The sequence below is a fragment of the Phenylobacterium conjunctum genome (assembly GCF_042679085.1).
Lineage (GTDB): Bacteria > Pseudomonadota > Alphaproteobacteria > Caulobacterales > Caulobacteraceae > Phenylobacterium > Phenylobacterium conjunctum.
Window position 1 is genome coordinate 77,262 of record NZ_JBHTLQ010000008.1, and the last position, 12,343, is coordinate 89,604.

Annotated in this window: 11 protein-coding genes; 7 read left to right on the forward strand and 4 right to left on the reverse strand. The window is 70.0% G+C overall.

The window, feature by feature from the left end:
- Positions 1-44 precede the first annotated feature (44 nt).
- Positions 45-860, reverse strand: a complete 816-nt coding sequence (ygfZ, locus tag ACFQ27_RS05435) for a CAF17-like 4Fe-4S cluster assembly/insertion protein YgfZ (protein WP_377352894.1) — start codon at positions 858-860, stop codon at positions 45-47.
- Between ygfZ and ACFQ27_RS05440 the strand changes: the two genes are divergently transcribed.
- From ACFQ27_RS05440 to ACFQ27_RS05455, 4 genes are all read left to right on the forward strand, one after another.
- Positions 859-1,887 (forward strand): glycosyltransferase family 9 protein, encoded by a 1,029-nt coding sequence (locus ACFQ27_RS05440; RefSeq protein ID WP_374342659.1) that lies wholly within the window; start codon positions 859-861, stop codon positions 1,885-1,887. The two genes, ygfZ and ACFQ27_RS05440, sit on opposite strands and share 2 nt — an antisense overlap.
- Positions 1,880-3,214 (forward strand): dihydroorotase, encoded by a 1,335-nt coding sequence (locus ACFQ27_RS05445; protein ID WP_374342657.1) that lies wholly within the window; start codon positions 1,880-1,882, stop codon positions 3,212-3,214. The genes ACFQ27_RS05440 and ACFQ27_RS05445 overlap by 8 nt, the downstream gene beginning before the upstream one ends.
- Before the next feature lie 80 nt (positions 3,215-3,294).
- Positions 3,295-3,636 (forward strand): YciI family protein, encoded by a 342-nt coding sequence (locus ACFQ27_RS05450; protein WP_374342655.1) that lies wholly within the window; start codon positions 3,295-3,297, stop codon positions 3,634-3,636.
- A 1-nt stretch (position 3,637) separates the two neighbouring features.
- Positions 3,638-4,855: an RNA polymerase sigma factor gene (locus ACFQ27_RS05455; RefSeq protein ID WP_377352895.1), complete on the forward strand. Its 1,218-nt coding sequence runs from the start codon at positions 3,638-3,640 to the stop codon at positions 4,853-4,855.
- A gap of 4 nt (positions 4,856-4,859) precedes the next feature.
- Here ACFQ27_RS05455 and ACFQ27_RS05460 read toward each other — a convergent pair whose 3' ends face one another.
- Both ACFQ27_RS05460 and ACFQ27_RS05465 read right to left on the reverse strand, forming a co-directional pair.
- On the reverse strand, positions 4,860-5,468 hold the full coding sequence (locus ACFQ27_RS05460) for a YceI family protein (RefSeq protein ID WP_377352897.1): 609 nt from the start codon (positions 5,466-5,468) through the stop codon (positions 4,860-4,862).
- Between the two features lie 37 nt (positions 5,469-5,505).
- Positions 5,506-6,312 carry a DODA-type extradiol aromatic ring-opening family dioxygenase gene (locus ACFQ27_RS05465; RefSeq protein ID WP_377352899.1) on the reverse strand — a complete coding sequence of 269 codons (807 nt, stop codon included), beginning with the start codon at positions 6,310-6,312 and terminating at the stop codon, positions 5,506-5,508.
- A gap of 77 nt (positions 6,313-6,389) precedes the next feature.
- Here ACFQ27_RS05465 and ACFQ27_RS05470 point away from each other — a divergent pair, with 77 nt between their 5' ends.
- From ACFQ27_RS05470 to ACFQ27_RS05480, 3 genes are all read left to right on the forward strand, one after another.
- The gene (locus ACFQ27_RS05470; protein ID WP_377352901.1) at positions 6,390-7,340 is read left to right on the forward strand and encodes a LysR family transcriptional regulator; all 951 of its coding nucleotides are present in this window, start codon (positions 6,390-6,392) and stop codon (positions 7,338-7,340) included.
- Positions 7,341-7,350: 10 nt separating this feature from the next.
- Positions 7,351-9,144 carry a feruloyl-CoA synthase gene (locus ACFQ27_RS05475; RefSeq protein ID WP_377352902.1) on the forward strand — a complete coding sequence of 598 codons (1,794 nt, stop codon included), beginning with the start codon at positions 7,351-7,353 and terminating at the stop codon, positions 9,142-9,144.
- An 80-nt stretch (positions 9,145-9,224) separates the two neighbouring features.
- Entirely contained in the window at positions 9,225-10,766 is a 1,542-nt protein-coding gene (locus tag ACFQ27_RS05480) for an acetolactate synthase large subunit (protein ID WP_374342643.1), read from the forward strand.
- An 87-nt stretch (positions 10,767-10,853) separates the two neighbouring features.
- Here ACFQ27_RS05480 and ACFQ27_RS05485 read toward each other — a convergent pair whose 3' ends face one another.
- Positions 10,854-12,176, reverse strand: coding sequence for a hypothetical protein (locus tag ACFQ27_RS05485; protein ID WP_374342641.1), 1,323 nt, complete (start codon positions 12,174-12,176; stop codon positions 10,854-10,856).
- Positions 12,177-12,343 lie beyond the last annotated feature (167 nt).

The following is a 12,343-nucleotide window of genomic DNA, read 5'->3' on the forward strand; positions in this document are numbered from 1 at the left end:
CTGCGGACCGTCTGGATGCAACAACAACCTTGTCCGGACAGCCGTCAGAGGCCCGTCCAGACAGGGGTCTCGACCCGGATCGGGCGGCCGTCGGCGGTGAGTTGGCCCTCCATGCGGTCCAGGCGGATGAAGGCGATGGCGCGGCCGTCCGCGCCCGACAGCACCTCGCCGGCCCGCAGGTCGCCGTTCAGGATCTCAGTCCCCGGCGCGGGCGCGGGGCCGTCGAAGGCGATGGGCAGCATGCGGGTCTTGATCGTTCCGCGCCGCTTCATGCGCGAGGTGGTCTCCTGGCCGACGAAGCAGCCCTTCTTGAAGTCGATCCCGTTCAAGAGGTCGAAATTCGCCTCGATAGGATAGGTCTTGTCACTGCCCCAGTCGGCCGGGCCGGGCACGCCCAGGCGCAGCTTCTGGGTCTCGCGCTGGGCTTCATCGGCGAGCACCGCGCCGGGCGGGATTTCGGCGCCATAGCCGCGCCAGCCCAGGTCGGCCAGGCGCGGGTCCGCCGTCCAGAAGCCCTCGGCGGGCCTAGCCGGGACCTCGTCGCCGAACAGGATCGAAACCGGCGTCTCATCCGCCTCGATTTTCACCTTGGCCCGCAGGCGATAGATCATCAGCCGTTGCATGAGAGCGGGGCGATGCTCGGCTTCCACGTCCAGCCAGGCGCCGGCCTCGCCGCGGTCCACCACGAAAAGGTCGTAGAGCAGGCGTCCTTGCGGGGTCAGCAGGGCGCCGAACCTGGCCTCGCCGGGGGCCAGGGTCTCGACGTCCTGGGTGATCAGGCCCTGCAGGAAGCTGCGCCAGTCCTCGCCGGACAGGGCGATCAGGGCGCGGGATTTCAAGGGGGCGTAGATCGCGGACATGCTGACGCAGGTAAGGGGAGAGTCGGTGGAGCGCCAGCCCCCAGCCCGCTATAAGGGGCCGATGACCCGCGGGACCTTCCCGATTCTGTTCATCACCGCCACGCGGATCGGCGACGCCGTGCTGTCGTCAGGCCTGATCAAGCGCCTGGCGGACGAGATCCCGAGCGCGCGCTTCACGATCGTGGCCGGCCCCGCCGCCGCGCCCCTGTTCCTGGACGTTCCCGCCCTCGACGAGATCATCGTCTTTGAGAAGTCCAAGGATGGCGGCCACTGGTTCCGCCTGTGGCGCCAGGTGCGCCGGACTTCCTGGGGCCTGGTGGTCGACCTGCGCGGCTCGGCCATCACTCAGTTTCTGAAGAAGAAGCGCCGGGCGGTCTATCGCCGCCAGCCGGGGGAGCCGGTGCACAAGGTGATCGAGGCCGCTCGCGTGCTGCGCATCGAGGACGAGCCAGCCGGTCCATACCTCTATACCTCGGCCGAGACCGAGATGGCGGCCGCAGACCTGACGGCCGGCGAGGGGCCGATCCTGGCGCTCGCGCCCAACGCCAACTGGGTGGGCAAGACCTGGCCGGTGGAACGCTTCGCCCAGGCCGCAATCCAGCTTCTGGGCGAGGGCGGTCCTTTGCAGGGCGCGCGGCTGATGGTGCTGGGCGGTCCGGACGATGCGACCGCGGCCCAGGCCCTGCGCCATGTGGTGCCGAAGGACCGCTATATCGACCTGGTGGGCAAGGTGGACCTGCTCACCTCCTATGCCTGTCTGAAGCACGCGACCCTGTTCATCGGCAACGATTCCGGCCTGATGCACCTGGCGGCGGCGGCGGGCGCGCCGACCGTGGGCCTGTTCGGGCCGTCGGACGACCGGCTCTATGGGCCGTGGGGGGCGAAGACCAAGGTGGTGCGGGGACCGCGAACCTTCGAGCAAATCCTTGCGGTCGACCCTGGTTTCCAGCAAGCGGTCTGCCACATGATGGATCTGCCGGTCGACACGGTGGTCGCGGCGGCGAGGGACCTTTTGGCCGATGTCTGAGACCTATGACCTGATCGTTCGCGGCGGCGAGGTGGTGAACCACGCCGGGCGCGGCTTCGCCGACGTGGGCGTGCGCTGCGGCAAGATCGCCGCCATCGGCGACCTGTCTCAGGCCTCCGCCGACGAGGTGTTCGACGCCAAGGGCCTGACCGTCCTGCCCGGCGTCATCGACAGCCAGGTCCACTTCCGCGAGCCGGGCCTGGAGTGGAAGGAAGACCTGGAGACCGGCAGCCGCGGGGCGGTGCTGGGCGGGGTCGTGGCCGTGTTCGAGATGCCGAACACCGAGCCGACCACCACGGACCCGGACACCCTGGCCGACAAGCTCAGCCGCGGCCGTCACCGCATGCACTGCGACCACGCCTTCTATGTGGGCGGCACGCATGAGAACGCGGCCTTCCTGGGCGAGCTGGAGCGCCTGCCCGGCTGCTGCGGGATCAAGGTGTTCATGGGCGCCTCCACCGGTTCGCTGCTGGTGCAGGATGACGAGGGCGTCGAGCAGGTGCTGCGCCACGTCCAGCGCCGCGCGGCGTTCCACTCCGAGGACGAGTACCGTCTGGCCGAGCGCCGGGCCCTGGCCCGCACCGGCGACTGGACAAGCCACGAGGAAGTCCGCGACGCCCAGTCGGCGATCCAGTCCACCGAGCGGCTGGTGCGGATCGCCAAGGGCCTGGGCAAGCGCATCCACGTCCTGCACGTGACCACCGAGCAGGAGGTCGCCTTCCTGGCCCGTCACAAGGACGTGGCCAGCGTCGAGTTCACGCCCCAGCACCTGACCCTGACCGCGCCGGAGGCCTATGAGCGGCTGAAGGGCTTTGCCCAGATGAACCCGCCGATCCGGGGCAAGGCGCACCAGGACGCCCTGTGGCGCGGCATCGCGCTGGGCGTCGCCGACGTGCTGGGCTCGGACCACGCGCCGCACACCCGCGAGGAAAAGGCCCGGCCCTATCCGGCCTCGCCCTCGGGCATGCCGGGGGTGCAGACCCTGGTGCCGCTGATGCTGACCCACGTGGCCGAGGGACGCCTGACCCTGGAGCGCTTCGTCGACATGACCAGCCACGGGGTGAACCGGGTGTTCGGCCTGGCGGACAAGGGCCGGATGGCTGTCGGGTATGATGCTGACCTGACGGTGGTGGACCTGAAGGCGCGGCGCACCATCACCCACGAGTCCATGGCCACCCGCGCTGGCTGGACCCCCTTCGACGGCTTCGAGGCCAAGGGCTGGCCCATGGCCACCATCATCCGCGGCAAGGTCGTCATGCGCGACGACGAGATCGTCCTGCCCAGCCAAGGTGAGGCGGTCCGCTTCCAGGAAACCCTGTCGAGCTGATTTTTGCGCGAGGGCTGTCGACTCGTCGATCGGTCCTGCGTCTATCCTCGGGCGCGAGCGACGCGTCGGAGGGAAATTCCATGCAGTACATGCTCCTGATCTACGAGGACGAGGCCGCCTTCGCCGAGCCGTCCACCATGCAGACCGCGGTGGCGGCGCACATGCGCCTGGCGGCGGAGATGCGTGAAAAGGGTGTCTGGCTGGCCGGCGCCGGGCTTTGTCCCACTGAAACCGCGACGACCGTCCGCCGCAACGGTGACGCGCGAACCGTTCACGATGGCCCCTTCCCGGAGACCCGCGAGCATCTGGGCGGCTTCTACATGATCGAGGTCTCCGACCTGGACGCGGCCCTGGACTGGGCGCGGCGGGTGCCGGTCACCGACGGCGGCGGGATCGAGGTCCGCCCGCTGATCGACGAGTAGGGTGGACGCCATCCTGGACCGTGCGGTGCGCGAGGCGGGCGACCGCCTGCGCGCCGCCCTGGCGGCCAGGTTCCGGGACTTTGACCTGGCCGAGGAGGCCCTGGCGCTGGCCTGCCAGGCGGCGGTGGAGACCTGGGGCCGGGACGGGGCGCCGCGGGACCCGGCCGCCTGGCTCTATGCGGCGGCCCGGCGCCGGGGACTGGACCTCATTCGCCGCGCGCGGACCCGCAACGCCTATCGGCCCGATCCGCCGGAGCCTGTCGCCACGCCGGAAGAGGTGGTGATCGCGGCCTTCGAACCTATTCCCGACGAGCGGCTGCGGTTGATCTTCGCCTGCTGCCATCCGGCCCTGGCGGTGGAGGCGCGGATCGCCTTGACGCTCAAGGTGATCTGCGGTCTGTCCACGGAGCGGCTGGCCCGCGCCTTTCTGGTGTCGGAGACCGCCATGCTGCAGCGGATCACCCGGGCCAAGGCCAAGATCCGCGACGCTCGCATTCCCTTCGAGGTTCCAGGGCCTGAGGCCTGGGGCGAGCGGCTGGAGGCCGTGCTGGCGGCGCTCGAGATCGCCTACGCCCAGGCCTATGAGGACGCGGCCGGCGCCAGCGACGCCGCGGGCCTCGCCGAGGAGACGCTTCGCCTGTCCGGGGTGCTCGTCACGCTATTGCCGGACGAGCCCGAGGTGCTGGGGCTCGCCGCCCTGATCCGGCTGGCCGAGGCGCGCCGGCCTGCGCGGCTGGACGCTGACGGCGTCATGATCCCCCTGACGGAGCAGGACCCGGCGCTCTGGCGGGCGGACAAGATCGCCGAAGCCGCCCAGGTCCTGAATGCCGCCGCATCCCTGGGTCGAACGGGACCCTATCAGCTGCTGGCGGCGATCCATGGGGCGCACGCGACGCGCCGCGAGACGGGCGTGACGCCCTGGGCGGATATCGCGGCGCTCTATGAGGCCCTGATGATGCTGCGCCCCTCGCCGGTGGTCGCACTGAACCAGGCCGTGGCCCTGGGCGAAGCGCAGGGCGCGGCGGTCGGGCTTCAGGCCCTGGAGCGTCTGGAAGGCTTGGAAGGGTTTGCGCCCTGGCACGCGGCGCGGGGCCATCTGTTGGCCGAACTGGGCCGGGCGCCCGAGGCGGTGGCGGCCCTTGCGGCGGCGCTTGAGCTGATCGAGACGCCCGCCGAGCGCAGGTTCCTGGAGCGCCGGCGCGCGGCGCTCCAGGCCTGAAGGCTTACTTCTTTTCGAAGGGGGCGCTGATGGTCAGGTCGACGTCGTCGCCGATCAGCGGGACATAGGTCTTCACGCCGTAGTCCGAACGCTTCAGGGCGCCCTTGGCGTCGAAGCCGATGGTGAAGGCCTTGGACAGCGGGTTCACGCCCGAGGCCTTGAAGCTGACGTCCAGGGTCACCGGCTTGGTCACGCCGTGGAAGGTCAGGTCGCCGGTCACCTTGGCGGTGTTGGGCGAGGTCTGGGCCACCGAGGTCGACTTGAAGGTGATGGTCGGGAACTTCTCGGCGTCGAACCAGGCGGCGCTCTTCAGTTCGCCGTCGAGCTTGGCGTTGGTGGTGGTGACGCTGGCGACCGGGATGGAGACGTCGAGCTTGGCGGCGGCGACGTTCTTGGGGTCGATGGTCAGGCTGCCGGTGGCGCCGGAGAAGTCGCCGTACCAGGTCGAGAAGCCCATGTGCGAGACCGAGAACACCACGCGGGCGTGGCTGGTCTCCAGCGCATAGGTCCCGGCCTGGACCGAGGTCGGGTCGGCGGACGCCTGGGCCAGGGCCGGGCCCGCGACGAACAGGGAAGCGGCGGCGAAGGCGGCCGGGGCGAAGTACTTGGTCATGTTGCGTCCTCTTTGGATGTGACCGGGGTGAGGGGGCTCACCCGAACTGGAAAGCGGAAAGGGCCTTGCCCATCAGGTGATCGGCATAGGTGCGGCGGCCGGCGTCGGCCCCCGCCGCGCCGGCGGCGACCATCAGCGGCAGGAGGTGTTCCTCCCTGGGGTGGGCGGCGCGGGCGCCGGGGGCCTCAGCCCAGCGCGAGAGCTGGGCGTCTCGCACTTGGGGATCGGACGCGGTCGCCGCCAGGGTCAGCCACGCGTCGAAGGCCTCGGAGGCCTCGTCATCGCGGCCGCCGAACAGGGTGCGTAGGTTGTGGAAGCTCATCCCCGAGCCGATGATCAGCACGCCTTCGTCCCGCAGGGGCTCCAAAGCCTTGCCGATGGCCAGGTGCTGGGCGGGGTCGAGGTCCTGCTGCAGGGACAGCTGCAGGATCGGAATGTCGGCCTCGGGGAAGGCCAGCATCAGGGGCACGAAGACCCCGTGGTCATAGCCACGGTCATCGTCGAGGTCGCTGTCGAAGCCCGCCGCCTTCAAGAGGGCCTGAACCCTCGGCGCCAGCTCCGGCGCGCCCGGCGCCGGATAGGTCAGCCGGTAGGTGTGCTCGGGGAAGCCGTAATAGTCGTACAGCATGCCTGGCCGGGCCATGACGTTCAGGGTCGGCCGGGGCGTCTCCCAGTGGGCCGAGATCACCAGCAGGGCTTTGGGCCGGACGCCGACATCGTCGGTGAGGCCGCGCAGATAGGCCGCCATCTTGTCCCACAGCTGCGGGTGCTGGGGCGGCGGGGCCATGAAGAAGCAGGGGCCGCCGCCGTGCGGAATGTAGAGGGTGGGCAGACGTTCGCTCATGCCCGGAGAGATAGGGCTCGCCAATCATCAATGAAACTGGGATAAATTAGATCATCTCCATCAAAGGAAATGATGATTTGGAGGCGCTCAACCTCGTCCAGCTCGAGACCTTCGTGGCGGTCGCTGAGGCCGGCAGTTTCTCGGCCGCCGCCCGGACGCTTGGCCGCGCTCAATCGGCGGTGAGCTATCAGATCCAGGGGCTGGAGGCCCAGGCCGGGGTGGAGCTGTTCGACCGCACGGCCTATCGCCCCGTGCTGAGTGAGGCGGGCCGCGCCCTGCTCGCACGAGCCCGCCGGATCCTGGAGGACGTGGAAGGCTTCCGCTCCGAGGCGCGCGGCATGGCCGGCGGGCTGGAGCCGGAATTGTCGCTGGTGATCGAGGCGATGTTCCCGATGAACCGGCTGCTGGGCGCTTTGACTGATTTCCAGGCCGCATTCCCGACCGTGCGCACTCGCGTGCGGGTCGAGACCCTGGGCGCCGCCGCCGAGGTGCTGCTGGACGACGGCGCCGACCTGGGTCTGATCATCACCTTCGCCGACCGCCAGGAGGAGCTCGACACGATGGAGCTGACCGAGGTGGAGTTGGTCGCGGTGGCGGCGCCGGCTCATCCCCTGGCCCGCGAGGCCGCGCCCCTGACCGAGGACCAGATGCGCGAGCACCTGCAGCTGGTGCTCAGCGACCGCTCGAGCCTGACCCGCGGCCAGGACCGCGGGGTGATCGGCCTGCGCACCTGGCGGCTGGCGGATCTGGGGGCCAAGCACGCCATGCTGCTGGCGGGCCTGGGCTGGGGCAGCATGCCCCGCCATATGGTGCTGGATGACCTGGCCGAGGGCCGGCTGGTGGAGTTGAAGCCCGTGCGCTGGGGCGGCATGACCGCCATGCCGCGGCTGCCCGTCGCCCTGGCCCGGCGCAAGACCCATACGCTGGGTCCGGCCGGCCGCTGGCTGCAGGCCCGGCTGCTTGAGGACTGCCCCGGCCAGACGGTCTCGGGCAAAGTCTCCTTGGCTTCGTCCGCATCGGGCGGCTAAGCCTTCGTCCATGGACGCTGATCTTCGCCCCGCCGCCACCGCCGACTGGATGTCCGCTCCGTTCCGTGACGCGCGCTATGCGCCGCGCCGTCTGGATGTCGAGCGTCGCGCCGACGGCGTGATGATCCTGACCAATACGACCCCGGTCACCGGGGCCTTCGCCACCGTCGCCGAGCCCATGCTCCATTGGGCCAAGGCCGCGCCCAGCCGTATCTGGCTGGCCGAGCGGTCCGGCGAAGGCTGGCGGGAACTGGCCTATGCCGAGGCGCAGGAACAGGTGGCGGCCCTGGCCGGCGGCCTGCGGGGCCTGGGCGTGGTGGGCGAGCGGCCCCTGCTGATCCTGGCCCGTAACGGCGTCGACCATGCGCTGATCAAGTACGCGGCCATGAGCCAGGGCATGCCCGTCGCGCCGGTCTCGCCGCAGTATGGCCTGCCGGGCGCCAACCTGGCCCGGCTGCAGCACGCCTGCGAAGCCCTGAACCCGGCCGCCGTCTATACCGAGGACGCCGCGTTGTTCGGCGAGGCGCTGGCCGCGCCCTTCCTGGCCGGCCTGCCGGTGATCGCCTCCAAGGCCGCGCGGCCCGGCGACATCGATTTCGCCGACCTGCTGCGGGCCGCGCCCGCCGCGGCCACGGCCCAGCCGGACGACCACGCCAAGTACTTGCTGACCTCGGGCTCCACCGGGCGGCCCAAGGCGGTGATCTGCCGTCACCGCAACATGGCGGTGAACGCGGCCCAGGTGGCCTCCTGCTTCGATGATCCGGAGCCGCCGGTGATCGTCAACGCCGCGCCCTGGAGCCACAGCCTGGGCGCCAACGCCATCCTGCACATGTCCACCCACCGGGGCGGCACGGTCTATATCGACGCCGGCCAGCCGGTGGCGGGGCGCTTTGGCGAGACCGTGCGGAACCTCAAGGAGGTCTCGCCGACCTATCACAACATGGTCCCGGCCGGCTGGATGCTGTTCGCCGGCGAGCTGGAGCGTGACCCGGACCTCGCGCGGACCTTCTTCGCCCGGGTGCGCGCCCTGCAGTACGGCGGCGCGGCGCTCAGCCAGGAGTTCTGCGACCGGATCCAGGCCGTGGCGGTGCGTACGGTGGGCGAGAAGATCAGCTTTGGCTCCGGCTATGGCGCCACCGAGACCGGGCCGACCGCGGCCAATGTCCACTGGCACAACACCCAGATGGGCCTGATGGGCCTGCCCCTGCCGGGCACCTCGGTGAAGCTGGCGCCGGAGGGCGACAAGCTGGAGTTCCGGGTCAAGGGGCCTCAGGTCACCTCGGGCTATCTGGGCCTGCCCGAACTGTCGGCGGCGAGCTTTGACGAGGACGGCTTCTACCGGCTGGGCGACGCGGCCCGGTTCATCGACCGCCAGGACCCCAGCCAAGGCCTGGCCTTCGACGGCCGGCTATCGGAGAACTTCAAGCTGGCCAGCGGCACCTTTGTTACCGTCGGTGAGCTGCGCATCCGGGCCGTGGGCGCCGTGGGCGACGCGGTCACCGACGCGGTGGTCTGCGGCGAGGGGCGCGAGAACGTCGGCCTGCTGTTCTATCCGAAGCCTGGGATGACGCCCGAGGCCGCTGCGAGCGCCGTGCGGGCCGGGATCGAACAGCTGAACGCCACCGCCAAGGGCTCCGGCGGGCGGGTGGCCCGGGCGCTGGTGCTGGACAGCGCGCCGGACGCCAACGCCGGCGAGATCACTGACAAGGGCTATATCGCACAGGCGCTCGCCCGCACCCTGCGCGCCGAGGCGGTGGAGCGGTTGTTCGCCGAGCCGGCCCCGGCCAGGGTGCTGGTTTTTTAAGACGGATCAAGGACGCCGCCCGCCCGTCCGTGGCAGACGGCCTACAACACACAAGACTGTTCCCCGGGAGAGGACCGCACATGAACGGCGCTGACGCCCTGATCGAAACCCTCGTCGCCAACGGCGTCACCGCCTGTTTCGCCAATCCCGGCACCAGCGAGATGCAGTTCGTGAGCGCCCTGGACCGCCAGCCGAAGATGCGGCCGGTCCTGTGCCTGTTCGAGGGCGTGGCCACCGGCGCCGCCGACGGCTATGGCCGCATGGCCGATGCGCCGGCCTGCACCCTGCTGCACCTGGGGCCGGGCTACGGCAACGGCCTGGCCAACCTGCACAACGCCCGGCGCGCCTATACCCCGATCATCAATGTGGTCGGCGATCACGCCACCTATCACCGCCAGTACGACGCCCCGCTGAACTCCGACATCCCGACCATCGTCTCGCCGAACTCGGTGTGGGTGAAGTCGGCGGATCGCCCTGAGGATGTCGCGGCCATCGCCGCCGAGGCGATCACCGCCAGCTATGGCCCGCCCGGCGGCCCGGTCAGCCTGATCCTGCCGGCTGACGCGGCCTGGGGCGAGACCAAGGTCGAAACCGTGGCCGCCCATCGTCCGGACCGGGCGGCGCCCGCGGGTGACGTGGTCGACGCCGTCGCCAAGGCGATCAAGGCGGCCAAGAAGGTCGTCGTCCTGCTAGGCGGCCAGGGCTGTCTCGCGCCCTCGCTGGAACAGGCCTCGCGCCTGCAGGCCGCGGGCGTGCGGGTGATGGTCGACACCTTCGTCGCTCGCCAGCCGCGCGGCGCCGGCGTCTTCGCGCCGGACCGCATGCAGTACTTCGGCGAGGCGGCCCTGGCCGATCTCGCGGGCGTGGACCTGATGGTCTATGTCGGCACCACCATGCCGGTGGCCTTCTTCGCCTACCCGGACCGGCCCTCGGTGCTGGTCCCGGAAGGCTGCGAGACCCTGACCCTGGCGGATCGCAAGACCGACACCGTCGCCGCGCTGGCGGCCCTGGCCGAGGCGCTCGGCGCGCCGGCGTCCGGTCCGGTGCAACCGCTGAAGCGCCCCGACGCCGCGCCGAGCGGCGGGCTCACGCCCCAGGCCTGCGGTGTCTCCATCGCCCGGCACCTGCCGGAGGGCGCGATCCTCTGCGACGACTCGGTCACCTCTGGCGGCGGCGTCGCGGTGCCCTGCATGACCACGGTCCCGCATGAGGTCCTGGCCCTGACCGGCGGCGCCATCGGCATCGGCCTGCCCCTGGCCATCGGCGCGGCGGTGGCCAAGCCCGACCGCAAGGTGGTGGCCCTGTCCGGCGACGGCTCGGGCATGTACACGGTCCAGGCTCTGTGGACGATGGCGCGCGAGAACCTCGACGTAACCACGGTGGTGTTCGCCAACCACTCCTATCGCATCCTGAACATCGAGATGGGCCGGACCGGCGCCGGCAACGCCGGCCCCTCGGCCAGCAAGCTGCTGGACCTGGGCGATCCGCGGATCGACTGGGTCTCGATGGCCAAGGCCATGGGGGTCTCGGCCGTGCGCTGCGAGACCGCCGAACAGTTCGAGGCCGCCTTCGCCGACGCCATGGCCCAGCCCGGCCCGAAGTTCATCGAAGCCGCGATCTAAGCCCTCCCCCACTGAATAGGGGAGGACAAAGAAAAGGGCCCGCGGAGCGATCCGCGGGCCCTTCGTCTTTCGACAGCTTGCGTCGGCTTAGACGTTGCCGGGCAGCTTGCAGTCCTTGGTGAAGGCGCAGCCCACGACGCCGATCGCGTTGAGCGGTTCGGTCGTGTACTCGAGGACATAGCCCTTCAGGCCGTCAGAGCAGGCGACTTCCACATAGGTGGTGCCCTTGGCGGTCTTGCCGACCACGCGGTTGGCCGAGACGGTGCAGCTGTCCTTGCCGAGCTTCTTCAGGTCCGCCGTGAAGGCGCCCATGGAGTCGGCCGGCTTGGTGAAGCTGCAGCGATAGCCGGCCAGGATGGCGCGGCCGCAGTCATAGACCACCGACTTGTCGTTCGGGCCGGCGAAGACGCCGACGGCGCCGTCAGCGCGGTTGGAGCAGGCCATCTCAACCACGTCCTTGCCCGCCGGAGACGGGAACGGGGCGTACTTGGAGACCTGGCAGTCAAAGCCGGCGGCCTTGGACAGCTTGGTGTACAGGCCGGCCTGGGCGGTTTCGGCTTCACGGGCGTCGGTCAGGGTGCAGCCGCCGAGCAGCGACTGGGCCTTTTCGCAAGGATAGGTCTGGGAGACCTGCGCCTTGTCGACCTTGAAGATGTAGCCCTTGCCGTCGGTGCAAGCGGCTTCGTAGTAGCCCGAGCCGCTGGAAGACATGCCGACGAAGCGGCGATCCTTGACGGAGCAGCCGACATTGGCCGAGGCGACATAGGCGTCGATGACGGCCAGGCGCGAGGCCTTGTCCTTCAGCGTGCACTTGATGTTGCTCTCGGACGAATCGTACAGCAGGCAGTCGGTCGCGGTGGCCGAGCCGGTCACCACGGCCGGGGCGCTGGTTTGCAGCACGTAGCCGACGCCGCCTTGGCAGGCGACTTCCAGGTAGGTGTTGGTGGCGCTCTGGCCGATGCCGCGGGCGGCTTCCGGCGTGCAGGTCACGCCGGCCTTGGCCAGCAGCGGGGCGAGATCGGCCTTGGGATCGGCGTTGCCCGGCAGCATGCAGGGCAGGGCCGACGGCTTGCCGTCCGGCTGGGGCGTGTTGGCTTCGACGCAGGTGAACGCGCCGGGCTTGGCGCCGGACGGCGCCTGCAGGATGAAGCCGACACCTTGGTCGCAGTCGATTTCATAGAAGCTGGTCGAGGTCTTCGCCTTCTTGTCCTCGGACTTGCCGACGAAGCGGGCGTCCGTGACCTGGCAGCTGATGCCGGCGGCCTGGGCGATCGCCGGAGCCTCGGCCATGCCCTGCTTGCGGGCCGCCTCAGTGACATCGGGGCCCTTCTTGGGGGCCGAGTTCACGATGGCCGGGGTCAGCGCCGCGATGACCAGCGCGGCCGCCAGCCCGATTCCAATGGGCCTCATGGTGGAAAACTCTCCTGGATGGTTCCTTCGCGCGGACATAAGCGCCCGCATGCCCTATGGGTCAAGTTCGCCGTGAACGAGGGCTGAACTGAGGCGCGAAACACGGACTGCGGGTTGGCTTCCGCAGGGCTAGGTGGCGAACATTGTTCGGTTTCCGGGCGAAAGAC

What these genes read in the sequence shown, in the direction of transcription:
- ACFQ27_RS05440 (WP_374342659.1), top strand. Translation starts at nt 859, where the DNA reads ATGCTGACGCAGGTAAGGGGAGAGTCGGTGGAGCGCCAGCCCCCAGCC.
- ACFQ27_RS05480 (WP_374342643.1), top strand. Translation starts at nt 9,225, where the DNA reads ATGAACGGCGCTGACGCCCTGATCGAAACCCTCGTCGCCAACGGCGTC.
- ACFQ27_RS05485 (WP_374342641.1), bottom strand. Translation starts at nt 12,176, where the DNA reads ATGAGGCCCATTGGAATCGGGCTGGCGGCCGCGCTGGTCATCGCGGCG.
- ACFQ27_RS05450 (WP_374342655.1), top strand. Translation starts at nt 3,295, where the DNA reads ATGCAGTACATGCTCCTGATCTACGAGGACGAGGCCGCCTTCGCCGAG.
- ACFQ27_RS05445 (WP_374342657.1), top strand. Translation starts at nt 1,880, where the DNA reads ATGTCTGAGACCTATGACCTGATCGTTCGCGGCGGCGAGGTGGTGAAC.
- ygfZ (WP_377352894.1), bottom strand. Translation starts at nt 860, where the DNA reads ATGTCCGCGATCTACGCCCCCTTGAAATCCCGCGCCCTGATCGCCCTG.
- ACFQ27_RS05460 (WP_377352897.1), bottom strand. Translation starts at nt 5,468, where the DNA reads ATGACCAAGTACTTCGCCCCGGCCGCCTTCGCCGCCGCTTCCCTGTTC.
- ACFQ27_RS05465 (WP_377352899.1), bottom strand. Translation starts at nt 6,312, where the DNA reads ATGAGCGAACGTCTGCCCACCCTCTACATTCCGCACGGCGGCGGCCCC.
- ACFQ27_RS05475 (WP_377352902.1), top strand. Translation starts at nt 7,351, where the DNA reads ATGGACGCTGATCTTCGCCCCGCCGCCACCGCCGACTGGATGTCCGCT.